Origin of the sequence: Streptomyces sp. NPDC006259 (assembly GCF_042870975.1) — a bacterium.
Classification (GTDB): Bacteria; Actinomycetota; Actinomycetes; order Streptomycetales; family Streptomycetaceae; genus Streptomyces.
Genome location: NZ_JBIAHY010000006.1, coordinates 655,953 through 680,310, shown reverse-complemented (window position 1 = coordinate 680,310; position 24,358 = coordinate 655,953). Strand labels below are relative to the sequence as shown.

Here is a 24,358-nt window from a genome sequence, read left to right as displayed (position 1 = left end):
GGACACGGCCGTGCCGGGTGGCGGAGATCGGTCACGGATCGACCGGTTCGGCCGTCGGCCCCGCCTCCGGGAGGGCACCCGGGGACGCCGGGCCGGGGACGGTCTCGGTGGCCGTGGGCCTGAGGAACCAGTGCCGGGCCGAGGCGAACCACCAGACGGCCGCGAAGCCGAGGACGGCCAGGACGGCGACCGGGGCGTAGTTGAAGGTCTCCGAGGTCACCGGGGAGACCTGGGGGAGCATGAACAGGACGGTGATGACGCCCACCCAGATGACGGAGACCACGCCGATCGCGCGGGACCAGCGGCCCAGGTGCCAGGGACCGCGGGCGAAGTCGTCGCCCTTGCGCAGCCGCAGCAGGGTCGGGATGACGTAGGCGATGTAGAGGCCGATGACCGCGATCGAGGTGACGGCCGCGTACGCCGTCACGTTGATCAGGTAGGGCAGGCCCAGCAGCAGGGCGCCGCCGGCCGCCAGCCAGACGGCCGCGACGGGTGTACGCGTGCGCGGGCTGACGGTGCGCCAGAGCCGCGAGAAGGGCAGGGCCCCGTCGCGGGAGAAGGCGTAGATCATGCGGCTGTTGGCGGTGACGGACGCCATCCCGCAGAACAGCTGCGCGCCGATCACGACGAGCAGCAGCAGCTTGCCGGAGGTGGCGCCGAGCGCGTCGAGGAGGATCTGGGCGGGCGGTGCGCCGGTCGGGGAGCCGAGGGCGCCGTCGTAGGACTGGATGGCGAAGGTGAACCCGAGGAGCAGGACGAAGCCCGCGATCCACGAGGTCCAGATGGACCGCACGATGCCTCGGGGGCCGGCGGCCGACGCGTCGTGCGTCTCCTCGGTCATGTGTGCGGAGGCGTCGTAGCCGGTGAAGGTGTACTGCGCCATGAGCAGGCCGAGGGCGACCACGTAGACGCCGCTGCCCCAGCCGGTGTTGTTCACGAACTCGCCGAAGACGAAGGACGCCGACCGGTGGTCGTCCGGTACGAAGGTCAGCGCGCCGACGATCACGGCCACGCCGAGGACGTGCCACCACACGCTCACGCTGTTGAGGAGCGCGACGATCCGCACACCGAAGGTGTTGAGCAGGCCGTGCAGCACGAGGATCGCCGCGAAGAGCAGGATCGTGCGGCCGGGCGTGACCTCGAAGTCGAACTGGAGATTGAGGTAGGCGCCGAGGAACGACGCGGCACCGAAGTCGATGCCGGCCGTCACGGCGACCTGGCCGAGCACGTTGAACCAGCCCGTGAACCAGGCCCAGGCCGCCGCGCTGCGGGGCGGTGCCAGCCGGTGGGCCCAGAAGTACAGGCCGGCCGAGGTGGGGTAGGCCGAGCAGATCTCGGCCATCGACAGCCCGACGAACAGGGTCATCAGGCCGACCGCGACCCAGCCCCAGGTGATCACGGCGGGGCCGCCCGTGTTCATGCCGAACAGGTAGAGCGTCAGGCAGCCCGACAGCACCGAGATGATCGTGAAGGAGACCGCGTAGTTGGAGAACGCCGACATCCGGCGCGCGAGAACCTGCGTGTATCCGAGCTGGGCCAGCCGTTCCTCGTCCGAGAGCCCAGTCGCCTTGCCGTCATCTGTCATGCCCCCAGCAATTCCCCCACCGAGGGCGTGACACACCTCACAAGTTGGCCGGAAAGAACCCCTGCGGCGCCGAGAGCGGGAACAGGCCCGTGCGGCCCTGCCGGCCGGCGATCCGTTGCAGCCCCCCTGCGGTGTCCCGTGCGCGTCGCAGACGGCACCCCGGTCGATGTCCCCAACAACCGCCTCACAAGCGGCGGTACACGACCAGACCCTCGGGAACACGGGGACACGGGGACACGACACGGGAAGGGCCCGTACGACCGGAGTCGTACGGGCCCTTCCCGTGCGGGCGAGCCGCAGTGTCGTCCGGCCGGCGTTCAGCCGGCCGAGGCGATGTCAGCCGTTGCGCTTCCAGCGCGGCTTGTCGTCACGGCGCCCGAAGGAGCCGGTGCCGGTACCGGTGCCGGTGCCACGGTGGTCGTCGCGGCGGGCGGCCGGACGGTCGTGGCCACCGGCGCGGAAGCCGGTGCCCGGACGGTCGTCACGGCGGTCACGGTTGAACGGGCGGTCGCTGCCCCGGTGCCCACCGCGCTCGTCGCGGCGGAAGCCGCCACGGTCGTCACGGCGCTCGAAGGAACGGCCACCGCGGTCGTCGCGGTCACGGTTGAAGCCACCGCGGTCGCCGCCGCGGTCACCGCGGTCGTCACGGTTGAACGCGGGACGGCCACCACGGTCGTCACGACGCTCGAACGGACGCCCACCGCGGTCGTCACGGTTGAACGGGGCACGGCCACCGCGGTCGTCACGGTCACGGTTGAAGCCACCGCGGTCGTCGCGACGCTCGAAGGAGCGACCGCCACGGTCGTCACGGTTGAACGCGGGACGGCCACCACGGTCGTCGCGACGCTCGAAGGAACGGCCACCACGGTCGTCACGGTTGAACGCGGGACGGCCACCACGGTCGTCACGACGCTCGAAGGAACGCCCACCGCGGTCGTCACGGTCGCGGTTGAAGGAACGGCCACCACGGTCGTCACGGTCCCGGTTGAAGCCACCCCGGTCACCGCCACGGTCCCCGCGGTCGTCCCGACGCTCACGACGCTCGTACGACGACGAGCCGGCCGGACGCTCCTCGCGGACCGGACGGTCGGCGTCGCGCGCGGCGGCCTGCGCCGGCACGGACGCCTCGGTCAGGGTCTCCGCCATGGCGGAACCGGCGGACTCGACGGTCCCGGCCACCGCGGCCTGCGCCTCGGCGATCGCCGTCTCCGGGTCCTCGCCACGCTCGCGGGCGACCCGCGCGACCAGGCGGTCGGCCTCCTCGCGCAGCTCGCTCGCACGCCGCTGCGCGCGCTCCAGCTCCTTGGTCAGCTCGGCGACCTCGCGCTCGGCCTGCTGCGCGGCGTTGCCCGCCGACTCGGCCTGGACCTCGGTCATCGACCGGGCGCCGGTGATCTCGGCGACCTCCGGCTCGAAGGCCGTACCGCCCTGGATGATGTGACGCCCGGCGTCGACGCCCGCGTCCTCCATCAGGCGGAAGATCTGCCGGCGCTGGTGCGGCAGCGAGAGCGAGACCACGGTGCCGGTGCGGCCGGCACGGGCCGTACGGCCGGCGCGGTGCAGGTAGTCCTTGTGGTCGCCGGCCGGGTCCACGTTCAGGACCAGGTCGATGCCGTCGACGTGGATGCCGCGGGCGGCGACGTCGGTCGCGACGAGCGCGTTGACGTAGCCCTTCTTGAAGTCCTCCAGCACGCGGGTACGCGCGCCCTGCGTCATGCCACCGTGCAGCGCGTCGGCCTTCACACCGGAGTCGCAGAGCTGCTCGGCGATACGGTCGGCGCCCAGCTGGGTGCGGACGAAGATGATCGTGCGGCCCTTGCGGGAGGCGATCGCGGCGGTGACCGGCGCCTTGTCCTTGGGCTTCACGATCAGGATGTGGTGCGACATGGTCGTGACGTTGCCCTGCGCGCTGTCGACCTCGTGCGTGACGGGGTTGTGCAGGTAGCGCTTGACCAGCGTGGAGATCTCGTTCTCCATCGTGGCCGAGAACAGCATCCGCTGACCGCCCTGCGGGACCTGGTCGAGCAGCTCGGTGACCTCGGGCAGGAAGCCCAGGTCCGACATCTGGTCGGCCTCGTCGAGGACGGTGACCTTGACGTTCTCGAGGGAGCAGGCGCCGCGGTTGATGATGTCGCGCAGTCGGCCCGGCGTGGCGACGAGGATGTCGACGCCGCGCTCGAGGGCGTAGATCTGGTTGCTCATCGACGTGCCGCCGCAGACGACCTTCATCTTCAGGCCGAGGACGTCGCCGTACGGCTGGAGCGCGTCGGCGACCTGCATCGCCAGCTCGCGGGTCGGGGTGAGGATGACGGCGCGCGGCTTGCGCTTCTCGGTGTGGCCGCCGGCCAGCGTGGTCAGCGTCGGCAGACCGAAGGAGAGGGTCTTGCCGGAGCCGGTGCGGCCGCGGCCGAGGATGTCCTTGCCGGCCATGGCGTCCGGGATGGTCGCCACCTGGATCGGGAAGGGGGCGGTCACGCCGTTCTGGTTGAGCTTGCGCACCACGGCCTCGGGCAGGCCGAGGTCCGAGAAGGTCAGCTCGGGCGTCTTGTCGGCCTCGACGGCCTCGACGGTCTCCACGGCGTCGACGGTCGCGGTGACCTCGACGGCCTCGACCGCCTCGCTGTTCTCGGACACGACGGCGTGATCAGTACGGGAAATGGACATGCGAATGCGAAACCTTCCGGAGTCTCGTCGGCACGCGCCCGTCAACTCCGTGTTCGCATTCGACCGCCTCAATGCGGTCCGTCACGGTAAGGGAGAGTACGCGCCACACGGCGCGCTCTGTGGTGGCGCCGGGCAAATGGGATCAAACGATCTACCACCATACGCACCCTGTACCCCTTGAGGCAAACCGGTCTGCGTAGACGTGGGTCGCGACCAACTGTACTACACCGGAGCCCCCGCCTCGGGCGCCGGTTCGCGCTCGACCAGCTGCGGCACCGGCTCCGCGTCCGCCGACGCGGACGGCTCCGCCACCGTCGGTTCCGGCGACACGGACGCGGGGGGTTCCGGCGAGGACGGCGGCTCCGGGTCCGCGGAACGCGTCGGCGACGGCTCGTCCCCGGGCGGCTGCGGCATCCCCGGCCGCTCGCTCCGGCCCGGCCTCGGGCCCTTCGAGGCCGCCGCACTCCGCCCCGCGGACGGCGAGGCCGCAGGCGATCCGGAGCCGTCCGGGCCGCCCTTCTTCCCGCCCTTGCCGTCCCCGCGCCCGCCACCGCCCACGCCCGACCCGCCCCCGCCGGCCTGACCGCCCGACCCGCCGTCCGGCGCGCCGGCGCCGTGCTCCCCCGCCGAGTGGGAGGGCCGGGCGCGGCCCTCCTCCCCGTCGCCCACGCTCATGCAACCGGCGGCCGCGGCGACGGCCAGGACCGTGACGGCCAGGCGAACGGGTACGTACAAGGGGCGCACGGGCCACCTCCGGGGGCAGACGCAGGAGTCAACCTCCCCAACTCCCGCCACCCGCGGGAAGACACGCGCCCCGCGGCGCCGGCTCAGCCGTACCCGAGCGCGTGCAGCCGGGCGTCGTCGATCCCGAAATGGTGAGCGATCTCATGCACCACGGTGACCTCGGTCTCCTCGACGACCTCCTCCCGCGTCCCGCACATCCGCAGGGTGGGCCCCCGGTAGACGGTGATCCGGTCCGGCAGCACGCCCGCGTACCACTCGCCGCGGTCCGTCAGCGGGGTCCCCTCGTACAGCCCGAGCAGCTCGGGATCGTCCGCCGGCGGTTCGTCCTCGACGAACACCGCGACGTTGTCCATCAGCCGCGTCAGCTCCGGCGGGATCCGGTCCAGCGCCTCGGCCACCAGTTCCTCGAAGTCCTCGCGCGTCATCTCCAGCACAGGGCCATTCTCCGGTACGACAGCGCCGTACGGCGGGTACCTCCGCATGTCCGGGCGCACACGTGGGCATACGCGACCAATGGCCCGCGCCCGCGTCCCCGCCGCAGCCCTGAACACCATGAACCGTTTCCGCACCGCCCGCCGCCACGGCACCGTCCCCGAACTCGCCGCCCGGCCCCGTCCCTGGGTCCGCGCCCTCGGCCTCACCGCGGTCGTCCTGCTGGGCGCCTGGCTCGGGCTGCTGATCGTCGGGGACGTCCGCGTGCCCGTCGGCCCCATGAACACCACCATGACCCTGCGTCCCGCCCTCGACGGCGGCACGAAGATCAACATCTCGCCGCTGGGCGCCCTCCACCTCGACAGCCACATCGCCCCCGTCCGCCTGGACGTGAACGTCGACCAGCTCGACCCCGACCGCTCCCAGGCCCTCGTCGACCACCCCGAACGCCTCTCCGGACTCCAGGACGAGGTCACCGAGGACATCGAGCACGGCACCCTCGACCTCGCCGTACGCTCCTGTGCCGCCGTCGTCACCGGGGCCACCGCGCTCGGCCTCGCCGTCTACCGCCGCCCCCGCCGCGCCCTCGCCGCCGGCGGCCTGGCCCTGGCCCTGCTCGCCGCTTCCGGCGCCACCGCCTACGCCACCTGGAACCCCAAGTCGGTCCTCGAACCCCGCTTCTCGGGCCTGCTCTCGTCCGCGCCCTCGGTCGTCGGCAACGCCCGCAGCATCGTCACCGAGTTCGACGTCTACCAGCAGGAACTGGCCCGCCTGGTCACCAACGTGACCAAGCTCTACGACGTCACCTCCACGCTCCCGGCCTACCAGCCCGACCCCACCACCGTGCGCGTCCTGCACGTCTCCGACATCCACCTCAACCCCGCGAGCTGGAAGATCATCGCCTCGCTGGTGGCGCAGTACAAGGTCGACGTGATCGTGGACTCCGGCGACACCATGGACCACGGCACCGCCGCCGAGAACGGCTTCCTCGACCCCATCGCCGACCTCGGCGCCCCCTACGTCTGGGTCCGCGGCAACCACGACTCCACGACCACCCAGGGCTACCTGGCGAACATGAAGAACGTCCACGTCCTGGACGGCGGCCGGGCCGTGACCCTCGCGGGACTGCGTTTCGCCGGCCTCGGCGACCCCCAGTTCACCCCCGACCGCTCGACCGTCCCGGACGCCGAGGGGACCCAGGAGGCGGCCGGCGACCGCCTCGCCGACGCGCTCCGCGCCCAGCGGGCCGCCGGCACCCCCGTGGACGTCGCCGTCGCCCACGAGCCGTCCGCCGCCCGCCGTACCGACGGCGAGGTCCCGATGGTCCTGGCCGGCCACCTGCACCACGCCGAGATGGAGATCCTCGAGAAGGGCACCCGGCTGCGCGTCGAGGGCTCAACTGGCGGCAGCGGACTGCGCGCCGTCGAGGGCAGGTACCCGGACCCCATCGAGGCGTCGATCCTCTACTTCGACCGCTCCACCCGACGCCTTCAGGCCTGGGACGAGATCAAGCTGGGCGGCCTGGGCCTGACGTCGGCCGAGGTCAGCCGCCACCTCCCGAAGGAGAACCAGCCGGGCGCCTCCCCGACGCCCACACCGTCCGCCTCCCCGACGCCCACACCCTCCTCGCCGTCCTCCTCGCCGTCCTCCTCGCCGTCCTCCTCCCCGGCCCCGACCGCGGCCCCGGCGTCCCCCACGCCCTCCGGCTCGCGGCCCCGTCCCTGAAACCGTTTTGGCGATACCTCCTGCCATCCCATATGCTTCTCACGTCCCCGACGCGCTGAGAAGCGCCCAGGCGGGCCGATAGCCCTCATCGTCTAGCGGCCTAGGACGCCGCCCTTTCAAGGCGGTAGCACGGGTTCGAATCCCGTTGGGGGCACGTAACACCGTGTGCGACACTGTCGTGCACACAGCTTGGTCCTGTGGAGCAGTTTGGAGTGCTCGCCACCCTGTCAAGGTGGAGGCCGCGGGTTCAAATCCCGTCAGGACCGCTGGAGTTCCTCGTGGACTCCGTGGCTGGGTAGCTCAGTTGGTACGAGCGATCGCCTGAAAAGCGATAGGTCGCCGGTTCGACCCCGGCCCCAGCCACCACATCGAACAGGGCCCCGATCCTCGGATCGGGGCCCTGTTCGTGTCGCCCCGGGACAGCGCCGCACGGGCTGTCGGAGCCGACGCCGGCAAAAGCACTCGCCACGTTTTTCTCCGGGATGAGATCCTGGACCCCGTATGTCTACGCACCCTGTCCCCGCCCTCGGCGCCCTCGCCCCCCGTCTGGCCGAGCTGTCCCTGCGCGATGCGCACCGGCTCGGGCGCAGGCTCGAAGGTGCGCGCAAGATCCGTAAGCCGGAGGCCCGGGCCGCCGTCCTCGCAGAGATCGAGGCGGAGGTCTCGACCGCCGAGGAACGGATGGGCGCGCGCCGCTCCCGCCTGCCCGCCGTCACCTACCCCGAGCAGCTGCCGGTCAGCCAGAAGAAGGACGTGATCGCGGAGGCGATCCGCGATCACCAGGTCGTGATCGTCGCCGGTGAGACCGGGTCCGGCAAGACCACGCAGATCCCGAAGATCTGTCTGGAGCTGGGCCGGGGCGTCCGCGGCATGATCGGACACACCCAGCCCCGCCGTATCGCCGCCCGGACGGTGGCCGAGCGGGTCGCCGAGGAGCTGCGGTCGCCGCTCGGGGAGGCCGTGGGCTGGAAGGTGCGGTTCACCGACCAGGTCAACCCGGACGCCACCTTCGTGAAGCTGATGACGGACGGCATCCTGCTCGCCGAGATCCAGACCGACCGCGAGCTGCGCGCCTACGACACGATCATCATCGACGAGGCCCACGAGCGGTCCCTCAACATCGACTTCCTGCTGGGCTACCTCGCCCAGCTGCTGCCGAAGCGCCCCGACCTCAAGGTCGTCATCACCTCCGCCACCATCGACCCCGAGCGGTTCTCCCGGCACTTCGGTGACGCGCCGATCATCGAGGTCAGCGGGCGGACGTACCCCGTGGAGGTGCGCTACCGGCCGCTCCTGGAGGAGGAGTCCGAGGACGCCGACCGCGACCAGATCACCGCGATCACCGACGCCGTCGAGGAGCTGATGGCGGAGGGCAAGGGCGACATCCTGGTCTTCCTCTCCGGTGAGCGGGAGATCCGCGACACCGCGGACGCGCTGGAGAAGAAGCAGTACCGGTTCACGGAAGTGCTGCCGCTGTACGCCCGCCTGTCGCATGCCGAGCAGCACCGCGTGTTCCAGCAGCACACCGGGCGCAGGATCGTTCTGGCGACCAACGTCGCCGAGACCTCCCTCACCGTCCCGGGCATCAAGTACGTCATCGACCCGGGTTTCGCCCGCATCAGCCGGTACAGCCATCGCACCAAGGTGCAGCGGCTGCCGATCGAGGCGATCTCGCAGGCCAGCGCCAACCAGCGCAAGGGCCGCTGCGGCCGTACCTCCGACGGCATCTGCATCCGGCTCTACAGCGAGGACGACTTCCTCGCCCGGCCCGAGTTCACCGACGCGGAGATCCTGCGGACCAACCTGGCGAGCGTCATCCTCCAGATGACCGCGGCAGGCCTCGGCGACATCGAGAAGTTCCCGTTCATCGACCCGCCGGACCACCGCAACATCCGCGACGGCGTGCAGCTCCTCCAGGAGCTGGGGGCGCTCGACGCGCCCACCCGTCACCCGACCACCACCCCTCAGGGAGCCGCCGCGCGGCCCTCCGCCCATGCGAAGGACCCGCGCGGCCGGCTCACGGAGATGGGCCGCAAGCTGGCCCAGCTGCCCGTCGACCCGCGGCTGGCCCGGATGGTCCTGGAGGCCGACAAGAACGGCTGTGCCCGCGAGGTCATGGTGATAGCCGCCGCGCTGTCCATCCAGGACCCGCGCGAGCGCCCGGCCGACAAGCAGACCCAGGCGGACCAGCAGCACGCCCGCTTCAAGGACGAGACCAGCGACTTCCTGGCCTACCTGAACCTGTGGCGGTACATCCGCGAGCAGCAGAAGGAGCGCGGCTCCTCGTCCTTCCGCCGGATGTGCAAGCAGGAGTACCTGAACTTCCTTCGCATCCGCGAATGGCAGGACATCTACTCGCAGCTGCGCACCGTCGCCAAGCAGATGGGCATCCACCTCGACGAGCGGGACGCCGCCGGCGACAGCATCCATGTGTCGCTCCTCGCCGGCCTGCTGTCCCACATCGGGATGAAGGACGTCAAGGACGGCAACAAGAACGAGTACCTCGGCGCCCGGAGCGCCAAGTTCGCGCTCTTCCCCGGCTCCGCCCTGTTCAAGAAGCAGCCCCGGTTCGTCATGTCGGCGGAGCTGGTGGAGACGAGCCGTCTCTGGGCGCGCGTCAACGCCAAGATCGAGCCCGAGTGGGTCGAGCCGCTCGCCGAGCACCTCCTGAAGCGGACGTACAGCGAGCCGCACTGGGAGAAGGACCAGGCCGCGGTGATGGCACTGGAGAAGGTCACGCTGTACGGCGTGCCGATCATCGCCCAGCGGAAGGTGAACTACGGGCGGATCGACCCGGAGGCCTCCCGCGAACTGTTCATCCGCAACGCGCTCGTCGAGGGCGACTGGCGCACCCACCACAAGTTCTTCGCCGACAACCGCAGACTCCTCAGCGAGGTCGAGGAGTTGGAGCACCGGGCCCGGCGCCGGGACATCGTCGTCGACGACGAGACGCTGTACGACTTCTACGACCAGCGGGTGCCCGACCACGTCGTGTCCGGCGCCCACTTCGACTCCTGGTGGAAGCACAAGCGGCACGAACAGCCCGACCTCCTGGACTTCGAGCGGGAGATGCTCATCCGGGAGTCGGCCGGGGCGGTCACCAAGGACGACTATCCGGACACCTGGCGGCAGGGCCCGCTGAAGTTCCGGGTCACCTACCAGTTCGAGCCGGGCGCGGACGCGGACGGCGTGACCGTCCACGTCCCTCTCCAGGTCCTCAACCAGGTCACGGACGAGGGCTTCGACTGGCAGATCCCGGGTCTGCGCGAGGAGGTCGTCACCGAGCTGATCCGTTCCCTGCCGAAGCCGATCCGCCGTAACTACGTGCCGGCCCCGAACTTCGCACGGCGGTTCCTGGACCAGGCGGCGCCCTTGCGGGAGCCGCTGACGGTGGCGATGGCCCGCGACCTCAAGCGGATGGTCGGCGTCCCCTTCGAGGCCGAGGACTTCGACTGGTCCCGTCTCCCCGACCACCTGAAGATCACCTTCCGGATCGTCGACGAACGGCGCCGCAACCTGGCCGAGGACAAGGACCTGGAGGCGTTGAAGCTGCGGCTGAAGCCCAAGGCCCGCCAGGCCCTCTCCCAGGCCGCCGCGGCCACCGCCGAGCGCGAGGGCGGGCAGGCCCTGGAACGCTCGGGTCTGACCGACTGGACGATCGGCACCCTCACCCGCGTCTTCGAGACCCGCCGGGCCGGCCAGCCGGTGAAGGCGTACCCGGCGCTGGTGGACGACGGCGACACGGTCTCCGTACGCCTCTTCGACACGGAGGAGGAGCAGGCGGAGGCGATGTGGAAGGGCACCCGCCGGCTGATCCTGCGGAACATCCCGGTCAACCCGGCGAAGTTCGCCTCCGAGAAGCTGACCAACCCTCAGAAGCTCGCCCTGTCCGCGAATCCGCACGGCTCCGTCCAGGCCCTGTTCGACGACTGCGCGACGGCCGCGGCGGACAAGCTGATCGGCGACTTCGGCGGACCGGCGTGGGACGAGGAGTCGTACCGCAAGCTGTACGAGAGGGTGCGGGCGGAGATCGTCGACACGACCGTGCGGACGGTCGGGCAGGTCCAGCAGGTCCTGGCGGCCTGGCAGGCCTGTGAACGCCGCCTCAAGGGCGTACGCAGCCCCTCGCTGCTGGCCAACCTGACCGACGTGCGCAAGCAGCTGGACGCGCTCGTGGGACCCGGTTTCGTGACGCGGGCGGGGGTGCGCCGGATGCCGGACCTGATGCGCTACCTCGTGGCCGCGGACCGGCGCCTCCAGCAGATGCCGACCAACGTCCAGCGGGACACCACCCGCATGGAGAAGGTCCACGAGATGCAGGACGAGTACGCCTGGCTGCTGGAGCAGTTGCCCCCGGGCCGGCCCGTCCCGTCGTCGGTGCTGGACATCCGATGGATGATCGAGGAGCTGCGGGTCAGCTATTTCGCCCACGCGCTGGGCACGGCGTACCCCGTCTCCGACAAGCGCATCGTGAAGGCGATCGACGCGGCCGCACCGTGACGGACCTCGCACGGAGGGTGAGTTCGACCAGGCGGGCCACCCTCCTGTAGAGTCTCGTCTCGCAGCACAGCGCAACAAAGTGCCGCAAAACCTGGTCCTGTGGAGCAGTTTGGAGTGCTCGCCACCCTGTCAAGGTGGAGGCCGCGGGTTCAAATCCCGTCAGGACCGCAGAGTTAGTCATCGAAGGCCCGCGCCCACAGGGTGCGGGCCTTCCGCGTCCCCGCCCCGCCTCCCCGAGACCGAGACCGCGCCCGCGGCGCAGCCGCCATCGGACACAGCAAATCCCGTCAGGACCGCAGAGTTAGTCGTCGAAGGCCCGCGCCCACAGGGTGCGGGCCTTCCTCGTCCCCGCCCCGCCTTCCCGAGACCGAGACCGAGACCGAGGCCGCGCCCGCGGCGCAGCCGCCATCGGACACAACACATCCCGTCAGGACCGCACAGTCAGCCGTCTACAGCCCGCGCCCACAGGGTGCGGGCCTTCCTCGTCCCTGCCCCGCCCGCTCGCCACCCCTCCCACTTGCCAGGGCCGGAGATGGCGCCCGTGGCGCGGTCGCGGGCCGGGTCCGTCGGGAAGCGGGGGAGGGCGGGGCGGGGCCTTCCGTCCGCAGTGCCCGGTTCGCGGTGCCGGCTTTCCTGTGCGGCCTTGACGGCGTCACCTCCGGCCGGTACCCCAGAAGTTCAGGGCCGCGCTTCCCGCGGGTTCCACCGGAGGTGACGTATGGCGGCATCGACTGGGCACGAGACGCGGGCGTTGCTCCGCGCGCATCTGGCGGCCGCGTCGTCCTACCGGCACCTGACCCGCCACTGCCCCATCTGTCACCGTCTTCAGCGGCTGGCGATGGACGGCGCCCCACCGAACGCCGAGAGACCCTCGGAGGCACCGCGGGAGGCCGACGAGGACGAACAGCCCTACCGAGCCTGATGCTTGGCACTTGATGCTTCCAATAGCGCACGCGCGTCGGCGGCAACAAGGCCAGTGGCATGTGACGGGTGTCACCGCATGAGTTTCGGGAAGGCGGGTTCTTACCCACTCCATACAACTGGTCAATTTAATATGTGCAATTGCACCACTCCGGCGGACACCCCCACGGATCCCCCCGAGGGTCCCCACAGCGGATCCGACAGCCCTCCACAGCACGCCCCAAGGTTCGACAAGGTCGCTCACAGGACCCTCCGGCAGGCGGGCCGCGGGCACAAAAAAATCGCGCCGGACTCGGCGGAGTCCGGCGCGATCGACGACGCACCGTGTGGGCTACGGGCCTGTTGGGGCAGGACCCGCGTCGCTTGGAGCTAGGGTTCGGACATCTCGGCAGATTGGGGGACCTGCGGTGTTGTTGTCCGGTTCTTCAGTTGCTCAGGCCTCACTGCGCTGCTGCGGAATACCCGCGAGCAGTGCGCGAACCTCAGCCTCGCGGTAACGGCGGTGTCCGCCGAGCGTGCGGATCGACGTGAGCTTGCCGGCCTTAGCCCACCGCGTGACCGTCTTCGGGTCCACACGGAACATCGTGGCAACCTCAGCCGGGGTCAGCAGCGGCTCAGCATCAGGGGTGCGAGCGGTCATGAGCGGCCTCCTCGGGAGAACCGAACCTTCTCGGTTCTTTCCTCTAAATTCTGCACCTTGACCCGCGTTGCCCGAAATGGCGGACGCGAGTCGAGTCGGTTATAGGACGAACGGCTTGTCCTCGGCACTACAACTACACCATCCGTCCAGCCGCGTCGGCCAAACCGATGGAATTGCCCCCCAGGTGTTCATCGGCGACGGAAGCCGATGGACCGTGTCATAGCGGACAGTCACGCCGGTGTGACGATCAGTCACACGACGATCAGGAGTCACCAGAACCCCCAAAGAGCGCAATGCTGAGATTCCCCCCACGGTGGAGCACAAGTGGACGGACGGAGACCTCCCCGGACTCCTTGTCCTATTTTGGCACGAGGAGGGGCAAGCGGCGCAAGGGCGGTGTACGTGCGGTCCGTCACCCTTGCGACAAAAGCCCGGATCGGGACCTACATCCCGTCAGTTCCGTGAAGTGCGCTGACCGTACGCTGTTCGAGGGCATATGACCGTGACGCAGGTCACTGTCGCCGTGGAACGTCCTTCACCCGTTGTCGCACCGTCAGTTCGCCGAGCGCCGGTTGCGTACCGCCCGCCAGCGTTCCGCGAGCCGGGCGTACGCCTCGCCCGCCGCGGGACCGTCGCCGCGCCGCAGGGCGTCGATGCCGGCGGCCACGTCGGCCGCCGAGTGGTCGCCCTCCAGATCACCGGCCGGCAGGACGTGCACGAGACCGCCGTAGTCCAGTTCCACCAGCGAACGCGGGTGGAACTCCTCCAGCCAGCGCCCCACGTCCACCAGGCCGTCGATGAGCGGCCCCTCCTCCATGGCGTCCCTGAGCGCGCGCAGCCCCCGCGCCACCCGGCGGCGGGCCTGCACCATCGGCGTGCGGTAGCGCAGCACGGGGGCCTGTTCAGCGGTCCCCTTGTGGTACTCGCGCTCCTCGTCGGAGAGGAGCACGAACCAGTGCAGCGGCACCTGCCAGGTCGCCGTGCGGATCCAGGGCCGGGCGTCGGGATGGCGGACCAGCCAGCGCTCGTAGTCCTGGGCCGCCTGGAGACGGACCAGGGGAGGCACGGCGGCGTCCAGGACCGGTCCGGGCAGTTCGTCCCCCAGCTCCCCCAGGGCCTGCCAGCCCCGCAGCCGGGTCCGCCACGGGCACACGCACACGACCCCGTCCACCTCGGCCACGAACGCGTCGCCGCTCTCGTGCACCGGCACGGCCACCGGCGGGGTGGGCAGCAGGTCGGCCAGCGAGCGGCGCAGCTCGTCCTGGTGGGTGGGGCGGTCGGGGCGGCGGGCGTAGCCGGCCCAGTGGCCGCGCTCCGGCTCCGGGAAGGCGGCCAGCGGCTCGTACACGCGCAGACAGGCCGCGTACGGGACGATCACCGAGGACACCTGGGGCACGCCTGCTCCCTCCCCGTTGGGCCGACCGGGAAACCTTCCGGGACCCCTGGCGAAGAGGCCGGAAAACATACGAATCGTCGCACGGCCGTACTCCTCGGGGAGGTGATCCGCAACACGCCGCGTGCGGCGGGCGGCGCAGGCTCTACCCTCATCCCACAGGCCCCGCCACCCGTACGGGAGCCCCCGTCCCGACCGCCGCTAGTTACCCAGGAGTCACCACCGTGACCGACGTATCCGGCGCCCCCGACCATGTGCTGCACACCCTGTTCCACTCGGACCAGGGTGGCCATGAGCAAGTCGTGCTCTGCCAGGACCGTGCCAGCGGTCTCAAGGCCGTCATCGCCCTCCACTCCACCGCCCTGGGCCCCGCCCTCGGCGGTACGCGCTTCTACCCGTACGCGTCCGAGGAAGCGGCCGTCGCCGACGCGCTGAACCTCGCGCGCGGGATGTCGTACAAGAACGCCATGGCCGGGCTGGACCACGGCGGCGGCAAGGCTGTGATCATCGGCGATCCCGACACGATCAAGTCCGAACAGCTGCTGCTCGCGTACGGCCGTTTCGTGGCCTCTCTCGGTGGGCGGTACGTGACCGCCTGCGACGTCGGCACCTATGTGGCCGACATGGACGTCGTGGCGCGCGAATGCCGCTGGACGACCGGGCGCTCGCCGGAGAACGGCGGCGCGGGCGACTCGTCGGTGCTGACCGCCTTCGGCGTCTACCAGGGCATGCGGGCCAGCGCCCAGCACCTGTGGGGCGACCCGTCGCTGCGCGGCCGCAAGGTCGGCATCGCGGGCGTCGGCAAGGTCGGCCACCACCTGGTGGACCACCTGCGGGCGGAGGGCGCCGAGGTCGTGATCACGGACGTCCGCGAGGACGCCGTACGCCGGATCCTCGACCGGCACGCCGAGGGCGTGACGGCGGTGGCGGACACCGAGGCGCTGATCCGGGTCGACGGGCTCGACGTCTACGCCCCCTGCGCGCTGGGCGGGGCGCTGAGCGACGACTCCGTGCCGGTGCTGACCGCGCGGATCGTGTGCGGCGCGGCCAACAACCAGCTCGCCCACCCGGGCGTGGAGAAGGACCTCGCCGACCGCGGGATCCTCTACGCGCCGGACTACGTGGTGAACGCCGGCGGGGTCATCCAGGTCGCCGACGAACTGCACGGGTTCGACTTCGCACGGTGCAAGGCGAAGGCCGCCCAGATCTTCGACACCACGCTCGCCATATTCGCACGTGCGAAGACGGACGGGATTCCGCCGGCTGCGGCGGCCGACCGGATCGCCGAACAGCGCATGCACGAGGCGGCTCAGGCACGCGGCTGGTGAGCCTCTTCGGTACCCGCCGGAGGAAAGTTCGAGAGAACTCTCACTCCTCCCGGCGGGTCGCCCGCCAATAAGTGGTTAAAATCGCCACTGACCAGCGAGGACAGGGCGCCTCGAGGGTTTCGTGCACACGCGCGTGCTACGGGCGACGTACCGTATGGGTTCGGGCTCAGGTACCGTGGAAGCCCTACGGACCGGCCTCTCCGCGGAGAGTCCGTTCCGGACCATGAACGCGTGTCAAGACTCTGGGGCCGTCGAGCCCCGTCGTTGAGGGGGTCGAGCCATGGGGCGCGGCCGGGCCAAGGCCAAGCAAGCGAAGGTCGCCCGCCAGCTGAAGTACAACAGCGGCGGGACGGATCTCTCACGCCTGGCCGAAGAGCTGGGCGCATCGCCATCGAACATTCCGCCTAATGGCGAACCGTTCGAGGACGATGAGCAAGACGACGACCCGTACGCTCGGTACGCCGAGCTGTACGGGGACGACGACGAGGACGAGGACGAGGACTCCTCGCACCAACACCGTCGCGGCGCTTGACCCTGCTTTCTGCCTTCACCCGGTCGGTGACTTCGGTCACCGACCGGGTGTTGTGCTGCGTGTGGGGTCCGCCCGCGTACCGCTGTCAGACGGCGTAGTCGCCGACCAGGGCGGCGCCGCTCCGGTGCTCCCCGCGGTCGGTGATCTCGCCCGCGACCCACGCCTCGACCCCGCGGTCGGCCAGCGTGGTCAGCGCCACGTCCGCCGACTCCTCGGGGACGACGGCGATCATGCCCACGCCCATGTTCAGGGTCTTCTCCAGCTCCAGCCGCTCCACCCGGCCGGTCCGGCCGACGAGGTCGAAGATCGGGCCCGGGGTCCACGTGGAGCGGTCCACGACGGCGTGCAGTCCGTCGGGGACGACGCGGGCCAGGTTGGCCGCGAGTCCGCCGCCGGTCACGTGCGAGAAGGCGTGCACGTCCGTCGTGCGGGTGAGGGCCAGGCAGTCCAGCGAGTAGATCTTCGTCGGCTCCAGCAGCTCCTCGCCGAGGGTGCGGCCCAGCTCCTCGACGCGCGCCTCCAGGGAGAGGCCGGCCTGGTCCAGGAGGACGTGGCGGACCAGCGAGTACCCGTTGGAGTGAAGGCCGGAGGCCGCCATGGCGATCACCGCGTCCCCCGAGCGGATGCGGTCGGGGCCCAGCAGCCGGTCGGCCTCCACGACGCCCGTACCGGCGCCGGCCACGTCGAAGTCGTCCGGACCCAGCAGCCCCGGGTGTTCGGCCGTCTCGCCGCCGATCAGGGCGCAGCCGGCCAGGACACAGCCTTCGGCGATGCCCTTCACGATGGCGGCGACACGCTCGGGGTGCACCTTGCCGACACAGATGTAGTCGGTCATGAACAGCGGTTCGGCGCCGCACACCACGATGTCGTCCATGACCATGGCGACCAGGTCGTGGCCGATGGTGTCGTAGACGCCCATCCGGCGGGCGACGTCGACCTTGGTGCCGACGCCGTCGGTGGCGGAGGCGAGCAGGGGGCGCTCGTAGCTCTTGAGGGCGGAGGCGTCGAAGAGGCCGGCGAAACCGCCGAGGCCGCCGAGGACCTCGGGGCGCTGGGTCTTCTTCACCCACTCCTTCATGAGTTCCACGGCGCGGTCGCCCGCTTCGATGTCGACACCCGCTGTTTTGTAGGACGCCGCAGCGGAGCCGGCACCAGTTGTCTCAGACATGGGAGGTGAGCACTTTCGTGTCGTACGGCCGGTATGACGGGACCGTCTACGGGCGGCGGATCGCGTCGGCGGCGGCCGTCGCGGCCGGGCCGGCGGCCAGCTCCGTCTCCAGGAGCTGCTTGCCGAGCAGCTCGGGGTCGGGCAGATCCATCGGGTACTCGCCGTCGAAGCAGGCACGGCAGAGGTTCGGCTTGGCGATGGTGGTCGCCTCGATCATGCCGTCGAGGGAGATGTACGCCAGGGAGTCGGCGCCCAGGGAGGTGCCGATCTCGTCGATCGACATGCCGTTGGCGATCAGCTCGGCGCGGGTGGCGAAGTCGATGCCGAAGAAGCAGGGCCACTTCACGGGCGGCGAGGAGATCCGGATGTGGACCTCGGCGGCACCGGCCTCGCGAAGCATGCGGACCAGGGCCCGCTGGGTGTTGCCGCGCACGATCGAGTCGTCGACGACGACCAGGCGCTTGCCCTTGATGACTTCCTTCAGCGGGTTCAGCTTGAGGCGGATGCCGAGCTGGCGGATGGTCTGCGAGGGCTGGATGAAGGTCCGGCCCACATAGGCGTTCTTGACCAGGCCGGCGCCGAAGGGGATGCCGGAGGCCTCCGCGTAACCGATGGCGGCCGGGGTGCCGGACTCCGGGGTCGCTATGACGAGGTCGGCGTCGGCCGGAGCCTCCTTGGCGAGTTTCCGGCCCATCTCCACGCGGGAGAGGTACACGTTCCGGCCGGCGATGTCGGTGTCCGGGCGAGCCAGGTAGACGTACTCGAAGATGCAGCCCTTGGGCTTCGCTTCCGCGAATCGGGAGGTGCGCAGGCCGTTCTCGTCGATGGCGACGAACTCGCCCGGCTCGATCTCGCGGACGTACGCGGCGCCGCAGATGTCGAGGGCGGCGGACTCCGAGGCGACGACCCAGCCGCGCTCCAGGCGGCCGAGGACCAGCGGGCGGATGCCCTGCGGGTCACGGGCGGCGTAGAGGGTGTGCTCGTCCATGAAGACGAGCGAGAAGGCGCCGCGGACCTGCGGGAGGACCGAGTGGGCGGCCTCCTCGATGGTCAGGGGCTTGCCGTCCTCGTCGACCTGGGCCGCGAGGAGCGCGGTGAGCAGGTCGGTGTCGTTGGTCGCCGCTACGCGCGGCGTGCGGCCGCCCTCCTGCTTGGGCAGGTCGGCGACCATCTCGGCGAGCTGGGCGGTGTTGACGAGGTTTCCGTTGTGCCCGAGCGCGATGGAACCGTGCGCGGTGGCGCGGAACGTCGGCTGGGCGTTCTCCCAGACGGAGGCACCGGTGGTCGAGTAGCGGGCGTGTCCGACCGCGATGTGACCCTGGAGCGAACCGAGTGAGGTTTCGTCGAAGACCTGGGAGACCAGACCCATGTCCTTGAAGACGAGGATCTGGGAGCCGTTGCTGACCGCGATTCCCGCGGATTCCTGGCCTCGATGCTGGAGGGCGTAGAGCCCGAAGTAAGTGAGCTTGGCGACCTCTTCACCGGGGGCCCAGACCCCGAAGACGCCGCAAGCGTCCTGGGGGCCCTTCTCGCCGGGGAGCAGATCATGACTGAGTCGACCGTCACCACGTGGCACATCATCGAGTGTAGGCGAGGTCGTCCACTGGTCCGAATTGGGGATACCGGCGAGTAACTCGATCTTGGGCCGTCGGGGACGGCCACGATCGACCCATCCCACCAGGTCAGGGCCCGTTTTCTGTGATCCACCGACCGGGCGGCGGCGTCGCGACGGCCTCCGTCCGGCGTCCCGCTCCGCGGGCACGAGTGAGGTGTCGCACACGATCGGGCGTCTGCCGCGTCAGGACATGAGCGGCAGCAGCCGCGCGAGGTCCGCCCGCCCCCCGCTCGCGCCGACCTTGCCCTCCTCGACGGCCGCCTGCCAGGTCAGCCGCCCGCAGGCCAGCCGTACCCAGGTCAGCGGGTCGGTCTCGACGACGTTGGGCGGGGTGCCACGGGTGTGCCGGGGCCCCTCGACGCACTGCACGACGGCGTACGGCGGGACCCGCACCTCGGTCGCCCCGCCGGGTGCCCGGACGGCGAGGGCGTCGGCGAGCAGCCGGGTGGCGGCGGCGAGGGCCTGCCGGTCCTGGGGAATGTCCAGGCCCGGGACGGCCGCGTTCAGGTCGTCGGTGTGGACGACGAGTTCGACGGCGCGGGTGACCAGGTAGTCGGAGAGGGGCAGCGCGCCGGCGTTGGTCTCCAGCAGCCGGGAGCCCGGATGGGCGTCGAGCTGTTCGACGAGGCCCTGCTCCACCGCCGTGAGGTAGGCGTCCAGGTCCGGGTGGTCCGCGGACAGCCGCCGGGTGAAGGCGTCGATGGCCGAGGCGCTCGCGGACGTCGCGAACGGCCAGTCGAGGAGCGTGGCGTCCGCCTTCGCCGGCTCCGGCAGATCGAGCGACCGCCCGACCGCCGTGACGGCCATCCCGACGTGCGCGACCAGCTCCCGCACGGTCCACTCCCCCAGCCGCGTCGGCAGCGCGAACTGCTCCGGGGCGAGCGTGCGAACGGCTTCCCGCACGTTGCCGAGCTGGGCGAGCACGGCGGTACGGGTCTTGGCGGGGTCGTAGGCGCGGGGGCGCTTCTTGGCCGGTGGCATGCGAAGCAGCCTAGGTCGTGTCGTCATCTCCCCGTCGCCCGGCCGGAGGACGGGCCGGGCGGCTCCCCGTCGTCCGACCGGAGAACGGGCCGGACGGCCTCCGGTGCGGGCTGCCGGTGCGCCGGGTGGAAGGCCCCGCACCGGACCCACCTGGGCTTTCACCCGGTGCGGCGGGAGTGCGGGTACCCGGTGCCGCCCGGCAGGCGGGAAGGCGACGGCAGGGTCCCGGGCCGCTGACAGGGGCCGGGGATCCGCGTCAATTGCCCGTCGTCCGCCCGGAGAACGGGCCGGGCGGCTCCCCGTCGTCCGACCGAAGGACGGGCCGGGCGGACTCCGGTGCGGGCTGCCGGTGTGCCGGGTGGAAGGCCCCGTACTGGACCCACCTGGGCTTTCACCCGGTGGGGCGGGAGTGCGCATATCCGGTGCCGCCCGGCAGGCGGGAAGGCGACGGCAAGGTCCCGGCGGCTGACGGCGGCCGGGGATCCGCGTTCCGCCTGGGCGGGCCGGCCTGCTCGGCGGGTTCCGGCAGCTCCGCCGCGACCGGGGGGCGGGAGCGCGCCGCCGCTTCCAGAAAGGCCGGGGGTGACGCCCTTCGGTCGGTCCGCACGCCTGTCGTTCTCCCGGCGGGTGCGTGGGCCTGCCGCCGTGCACCCCTGAGACCCGTCCGAGCCTCCCGGCCATGGTCCGGGGTGTCTGCGTCTCGGCCCCGCCCGGCCGGCGCGGGATCGCGCCCAGCGGGGTGCGGCCGGAGCAGCACAGAGCCCCCGTCCTGGCACGCGTCGGGCGCGCGTCAGGGCGGGGGCTTCGGCGTCGCGCCGGCCGGGTGAGGCGGCCGGTCGCGCGGGGAGCGGTTACGCGAGGAGCGCCGGGATCGTCTCCTCGTGCGCGGTGCGCAGTTCGGTCAGCGGCAGGGCGAACTCGCCCTGGACGTCGACCGTGGAGCCGTCGACGACACCGACGCGGGTGGCCGGCAGGCCGCGGGCGCCGCACATGTCGGTGAAGCGGAGTTCCTCCGAGCGCGGGACGGCGACGACCGCGCGGCCCGCCGACTCGGAGAAGAGGAAGGTGAACGCGGACAGGCCGTCCGGGACGACCAGGCGGGCGCCCTTGTCGCCGAGCAGGGCCGACTCGACGACCGCCTGGATCAGACCGCCGTCGGACAGGTCGTGCGCGGAGTCGATCATGCCGTCGCGGGAGGCGGAGATCAGGATCTCGGCGAGCAGACGCTCGCGCTCCAGGTCGACCTTCGGGGGCAGGCCGCCGAGGTGGTCGTGGATCACCTGGGACCAGGCGGAGCCGCCGAACTCCTCGCGGGTGTCGCCGAGGAGGTAGAGCAGCTGGCCCTCCTCCTGGAAGGCGACCGGGGTGCGCCGGGCCACGTCGTCGATGACGCCCAGGACCGCGACGACCGGGGTGGGGTGGATGGCCGCCTCGCCCGTCTGGTTGTAGAGGGAGACGTTGCCGCCGGTCACCGGGGTGCCGAGCTGCCGGCAGGCGTCGGCCAGACCGCGGACGGCCTCCGCGAACTGCCACATGACGGCCGGGTCCTCGGGCGAACCGAAGTTCAGGCAGTCGGAGACGGCGAGCGGCTTGGCGCCGGTCGTCGCCACGTTGCGGTACGCCTCCGCGAGCGCGAGCTGGGCGCCGTGGTACGGGTCCAGCTTCGTGTAACGGCCGTTGCCGTCGGTGGAGATGGCGACGCCGAGGCCGGTCTCCTCGTCGATGCGGATCATGCCCGAGTCCTCGGGCTGGGCCAGCACCGTGTTGCCCTGCACGAAGTGGTCGTACTGGGAGGTGATCCACTTCTTGGAGGCCTGGTTCGGGGAGGAGACCAGCTTCAGGACCTGGTCCTTCAGCTCCTCGCCCGTGGTGGGCCGGGGCAGCTTGTCGGCGTCGTCGGCCTGGAGGGCGTCCTGCCAGTCCGGGCGGGCGTACGGGCGCTCGTAGACCGGTCCGTCGTGGGCGACCGTGCGCGGGTCGACGTCGACGATCTTGCCGCCGTGCCAGTAGATCTCCAGACGGTCGCCGTCGGTCACCTCACCGATGACGGTGGCGATGACGTCCCACTTGTCGCAGATCTCCAGGAAGCGGTCGACCTTCTCCGGCTCGACGACCGCGCACATGCGTTCCTGCGACTCGCTCATGAGGATCTCCTCGGGCGAGAGCGTGGAGTCGCGCAGCGGTACGTCGTCCAGCGTCACGCGCATGCCGCCGGATCCGTTGGAGGCCAGCTCGCTCGTCGCGCAGGACAGGCCCGCCGCGCCGAGGTCCTGGATGCCGACGACCAGCTTCTCCTTGAACGCCTCCAGGGTGCACTCGATGAGGAGCTTCTCCTGGAACGGGTCGCCGACCTGGACGGCCGGGCGCTTCGACGGCTTGGCGTCGTCGAAGGTCTCCGAGGCCAGGATGGAGGCGCCGCCGATGCCGTCGCCGCCGGTCCGGGCCCCGTAGAGGATGACCTTGTTGCCGGCGCCGGAGGCCTTCGCGAGGTGGATGTCCTCGTGCCGCATCACACCGATGGCACCGGCGTTGACCAGCGGGTTGCCCTGGTAGCACGCGTCGAAGACGACCTCGCCGCCGATGTTCGGCAGGCCCAGGCAGTTGCCGTAGCCGCCGATGCCGGCGACGACGCCGGGCAGGACGCGCTTGGTGTCGGGGTGGTCGGCCGCGCCGAAGCGCAGCGGGTCGACCACGGCCACCGGGCGCGCGCCCATCGCGATGATGTCGCGGACGATGCCGCCGACACCGGTCGCCGCGCCCTGGTAGGGCTCGACGTACGACGGGTGGTTGTGCGACTCCACCTTGAAGGTGACGGCGTAGCCCTGGCCGACGTCGACGACGCCCGCGTTCTCGCCGATGCCCACGAGCAGGGCGTCGGACTGGGGGGCCTTCTCGCCGAACTGGCGGAGGTGGACCTTGGAGGACTTGTACGAGCAGTGCTCGGACCACATGACCGAGTACATGGCGAGTTCGGCGCCGGTCGGGCGGCGGCCGAGGATCTCCACCACCCGCTCGTACTCGTCCTTCTTCAGGCCGAGTTCGGCCCAGGGCAGCTCGACGTCGGGGGTCTCGGCCGCGTGCTCGACCGTGTCCAGAGGCGTCCGGCTCATACGTTGACCAGCTTCTTGAGGATCGAGGTGAAGAAGGGGAGGCCGTCGGTGCGGCCGGAGCCGATGAGCGGCTCGACGGCGTGCTCCGGGTGCGGCATGAGGCCGACGACGTTCCCGGCCTCGTTGCTGATGCCGGCGATGTCGCGGAGCGAACCGTTGGGGTTCAGGTCCAGGTAGCGGAAGGCGACCCGGCCCTCGGCCTCGAGCTTGTCGAGGGTGTAGTCGTCGGCGACGTACCGGCCGTCCATGTTCTTCAGCGGGATGTGGATCTCCTGGCCGGCCGTGTAGTCGGTCGTCCAGGCGGTGTCCGCGTTCTCCACCCGCAGTCGCTGGTCGCGGCAGATGAAGTGGAGGTGGTCGTTGCCGAGCATCGCGCCGGGGAGGAGGTGCGCCTCGGTGAGGATCTGGAAGCCGTTGCAGATACCGAGGACCGGCAGTCCGGCCCTCGCCTGCTCGATGAGGGGCTCCATCACCGGCGAGAAACGGGCGATGGCGCCGGCGCGCAGATAGTCGCCGTAGGAGAAACCACCGCACAGCACCACGGCGTCGACCTGGTGGAGGTCCTTGTCCTTGTGCCAGAGGGCGACCGGCTCGGCGCCCGCGAGGCGGATCGCGCGCTGCGTGTCCCGGTCGTCCAGACTGCCCGGGAAAGTGACGACGCCAATACGAGCGGTCACTTCGCGGCCTCCGCGACTTCCTCCACCTTGACGGTGAAGTCCTCGATCACGGTGTTGGCGAGGAAGGATTCCGCAAGATCGTGGATGCGGGCGAGCGCGGCCTCGTCGACCGGTCCGTCAACTTCCAGTTCGAATCGCTTTCCCTGACGTACGTCGGAGATGCCTTCGAAACCCAGCCGCGGCAGTGCGCGCTGCACCGCCTGGCCCTGGGGGTCGAGGATCTCCGGCTTGAGCATGACGTCGACTACGACGCGTGCCACTGGCACTCCCGGTGTTGTGGTGCTGAGCAGGTTCCTGCGTGTGTCTTCAGACTACCCGCACAAAATTTCTACGCGGGTAGAGT

General features: G+C 70.8%; 17 protein-coding genes and 4 tRNA genes. 10 read left to right on the top strand and 11 right to left on the bottom strand.

Features of this window, described 5'->3' with window-relative positions; all coding sequences use genetic code 11:
- Positions 1-31: 31 nt before the first annotated feature.
- Both ACFYO5_RS27595 and ACFYO5_RS27590 read right to left on the bottom strand, forming a co-directional pair.
- Complete coding sequence (locus ACFYO5_RS27595; RefSeq protein WP_388713586.1) at positions 32-1,585, bottom strand: amino acid permease; 1,554 nt, start codon at positions 1,583-1,585, stop codon at positions 32-34.
- Positions 1,586-1,921: 336 nt separating this feature from the next.
- Positions 1,922-4,249 carry a DEAD/DEAH box helicase gene (locus ACFYO5_RS27590; RefSeq protein ID WP_388713584.1) on the bottom strand — a complete coding sequence of 776 codons (2,328 nt, stop codon included), beginning with the start codon at positions 4,247-4,249 and terminating at the stop codon, positions 1,922-1,924.
- A 202-nt stretch (positions 4,250-4,451) separates the two neighbouring features.
- Here ACFYO5_RS27590 and ACFYO5_RS27585 point away from each other — a divergent pair, with 202 nt between their 5' ends.
- Positions 4,452-4,832, top strand: coding sequence for a hypothetical protein (locus tag ACFYO5_RS27585; RefSeq protein WP_388713581.1), 381 nt, complete (start codon positions 4,452-4,454; stop codon positions 4,830-4,832).
- A 244-nt stretch (positions 4,833-5,076) separates the two neighbouring features.
- On the opposite strand, the gene ACFYO5_RS27580 is transcribed toward ACFYO5_RS27585, so the two are convergent.
- Complete coding sequence (locus ACFYO5_RS27580) at positions 5,077-5,427, bottom strand: metallopeptidase family protein (RefSeq protein WP_388713578.1); 351 nt, start codon at positions 5,425-5,427, stop codon at positions 5,077-5,079.
- Positions 5,428-5,506: 79 nt separating this feature from the next.
- Here ACFYO5_RS27580 and ACFYO5_RS27575 point away from each other — a divergent pair, with 79 nt between their 5' ends.
- From ACFYO5_RS27575 to ACFYO5_RS27545, 7 genes are all read left to right on the top strand, one after another.
- Entirely contained in the window at positions 5,507-7,150 is a 1,644-nt protein-coding gene (locus ACFYO5_RS27575; RefSeq protein WP_388713575.1) for a metallophosphoesterase, read from the top strand.
- An 81-nt stretch (positions 7,151-7,231) separates the two neighbouring features.
- Positions 7,232-7,304, top strand: a tRNA-Glu gene (locus ACFYO5_RS27570).
- A 37-nt stretch (positions 7,305-7,341) separates the two neighbouring features.
- Positions 7,342-7,416 (top strand) — tRNA-Asp (locus tag ACFYO5_RS27565).
- Positions 7,417-7,439: 23 nt separating this feature from the next.
- A tRNA-Phe gene (locus ACFYO5_RS27560) sits at positions 7,440-7,516 on the top strand.
- A 135-nt stretch (positions 7,517-7,651) separates the two neighbouring features.
- Positions 7,652-11,650 carry an ATP-dependent RNA helicase HrpA gene (gene hrpA, locus ACFYO5_RS27555; RefSeq protein ID WP_388713572.1) on the top strand — a complete coding sequence of 1,333 codons (3,999 nt, stop codon included), beginning with the start codon at positions 7,652-7,654 and terminating at the stop codon, positions 11,648-11,650.
- A 93-nt stretch (positions 11,651-11,743) separates the two neighbouring features.
- Positions 11,744-11,818, top strand: a tRNA-Asp gene (locus tag ACFYO5_RS27550).
- Between the two features lie 550 nt (positions 11,819-12,368).
- Complete coding sequence (locus tag ACFYO5_RS27545; RefSeq protein ID WP_388713569.1) at positions 12,369-12,572, top strand: DUF6274 family protein; 204 nt, start codon at positions 12,369-12,371, stop codon at positions 12,570-12,572.
- A 432-nt stretch (positions 12,573-13,004) separates the two neighbouring features.
- On the opposite strand, the gene bldC is transcribed toward ACFYO5_RS27545, so the two are convergent.
- Positions 13,005-13,211, bottom strand: a complete 207-nt coding sequence (gene bldC, locus ACFYO5_RS27540; RefSeq protein ID WP_003949541.1) for a developmental transcriptional regulator BldC — start codon at positions 13,209-13,211, stop codon at positions 13,005-13,007.
- Between the two features lie 553 nt (positions 13,212-13,764).
- Positions 13,765-14,607, bottom strand: coding sequence for a hypothetical protein (locus ACFYO5_RS27535; RefSeq protein WP_388713566.1), 843 nt, complete (start codon positions 14,605-14,607; stop codon positions 13,765-13,767).
- Between the two features lie 221 nt (positions 14,608-14,828).
- Between ACFYO5_RS27535 and ACFYO5_RS27530 the strand changes: the two genes are divergently transcribed.
- Both ACFYO5_RS27530 and ACFYO5_RS27525 read left to right on the top strand, forming a co-directional pair.
- Complete coding sequence (locus ACFYO5_RS27530) at positions 14,829-15,932, top strand: Leu/Phe/Val dehydrogenase (RefSeq protein WP_388713563.1); 1,104 nt, start codon at positions 14,829-14,831, stop codon at positions 15,930-15,932.
- A 280-nt stretch (positions 15,933-16,212) separates the two neighbouring features.
- Positions 16,213-16,464: a DUF3073 domain-containing protein gene (locus ACFYO5_RS27525; RefSeq protein ID WP_356568888.1), complete on the top strand. Its 252-nt coding sequence runs from the start codon at positions 16,213-16,215 to the stop codon at positions 16,462-16,464.
- An 85-nt stretch (positions 16,465-16,549) separates the two neighbouring features.
- Here the strand turns inward: ACFYO5_RS27525 and purM are convergent, their stop codons facing one another.
- The 6 genes from purM to purS all read right to left on the bottom strand — a co-directional run bounded on the left by purM (position 16,550) and on the right by purS (position 24,275).
- Complete coding sequence (gene purM / locus ACFYO5_RS27520; protein WP_388713560.1) at positions 16,550-17,632, bottom strand: phosphoribosylformylglycinamidine cyclo-ligase; 1,083 nt, start codon at positions 17,630-17,632, stop codon at positions 16,550-16,552.
- 46 nt (positions 17,633-17,678) lie between these two features.
- Positions 17,679-19,208 carry an amidophosphoribosyltransferase gene (gene purF, locus ACFYO5_RS27515; protein ID WP_356568884.1) on the bottom strand — a complete coding sequence of 510 codons (1,530 nt, stop codon included), beginning with the start codon at positions 19,206-19,208 and terminating at the stop codon, positions 17,679-17,681.
- Between the two features lie 222 nt (positions 19,209-19,430).
- On the bottom strand, positions 19,431-20,228 hold the full coding sequence (locus tag ACFYO5_RS27510) for a sterol carrier family protein (protein WP_388713557.1): 798 nt from the start codon (positions 20,226-20,228) through the stop codon (positions 19,431-19,433).
- An 851-nt stretch (positions 20,229-21,079) separates the two neighbouring features.
- Entirely contained in the window at positions 21,080-23,338 is a 2,259-nt protein-coding gene (gene purL, locus ACFYO5_RS27505; protein WP_388713555.1) for a phosphoribosylformylglycinamidine synthase subunit PurL, read from the bottom strand.
- A complete protein-coding gene (gene purQ / locus ACFYO5_RS27500) occupies positions 23,335-24,015 on the bottom strand; it encodes a phosphoribosylformylglycinamidine synthase subunit PurQ (protein WP_356568878.1) in 681 nt (226 codons plus the stop codon). The genes purL and purQ overlap by 4 nt, the downstream gene beginning before the upstream one ends.
- Positions 24,012-24,275, bottom strand: coding sequence for a phosphoribosylformylglycinamidine synthase subunit PurS (gene purS / locus ACFYO5_RS27495; RefSeq protein WP_015659417.1), 264 nt, complete (start codon positions 24,273-24,275; stop codon positions 24,012-24,014). The genes purQ and purS overlap by 4 nt, the downstream gene beginning before the upstream one ends.
- Positions 24,276-24,358 lie beyond the last annotated feature (83 nt).

Bases quoted from the DNA above. Each gene is read 5' to 3' on its own strand.
- purL (WP_388713555.1), bottom strand. From the start codon at position 23,338: ATGAGCCGGACGCCTCTGGACACGGTCGAGCACGCGGCCGAGACCCCC.
- hrpA (WP_388713572.1), top strand. From the start codon at position 7,652: ATGTCTACGCACCCTGTCCCCGCCCTCGGCGCCCTCGCCCCCCGTCTG.
- ACFYO5_RS27590 (WP_388713584.1), bottom strand. From the start codon at position 4,249: ATGTCCATTTCCCGTACTGATCACGCCGTCGTGTCCGAGAACAGCGAG.
- ACFYO5_RS27510 (WP_388713557.1), bottom strand. From the start codon at position 20,228: ATGCCACCGGCCAAGAAGCGCCCCCGCGCCTACGACCCCGCCAAGACC.
- ACFYO5_RS27525 (WP_356568888.1), top strand. From the start codon at position 16,213: ATGGGGCGCGGCCGGGCCAAGGCCAAGCAAGCGAAGGTCGCCCGCCAG.
- bldC (WP_003949541.1), bottom strand. From the start codon at position 13,211: ATGACCGCTCGCACCCCTGATGCTGAGCCGCTGCTGACCCCGGCTGAG.
- ACFYO5_RS27595 (WP_388713586.1), bottom strand. From the start codon at position 1,585: ATGACAGATGACGGCAAGGCGACTGGGCTCTCGGACGAGGAACGGCTG.
- purM (WP_388713560.1), bottom strand. From the start codon at position 17,632: ATGTCTGAGACAACTGGTGCCGGCTCCGCTGCGGCGTCCTACAAAACA.
- ACFYO5_RS27575 (WP_388713575.1), top strand. From the start codon at position 5,507: ATGGCCCGCGCCCGCGTCCCCGCCGCAGCCCTGAACACCATGAACCGT.
- ACFYO5_RS27545 (WP_388713569.1), top strand. From the start codon at position 12,369: ATGGCGGCATCGACTGGGCACGAGACGCGGGCGTTGCTCCGCGCGCAT.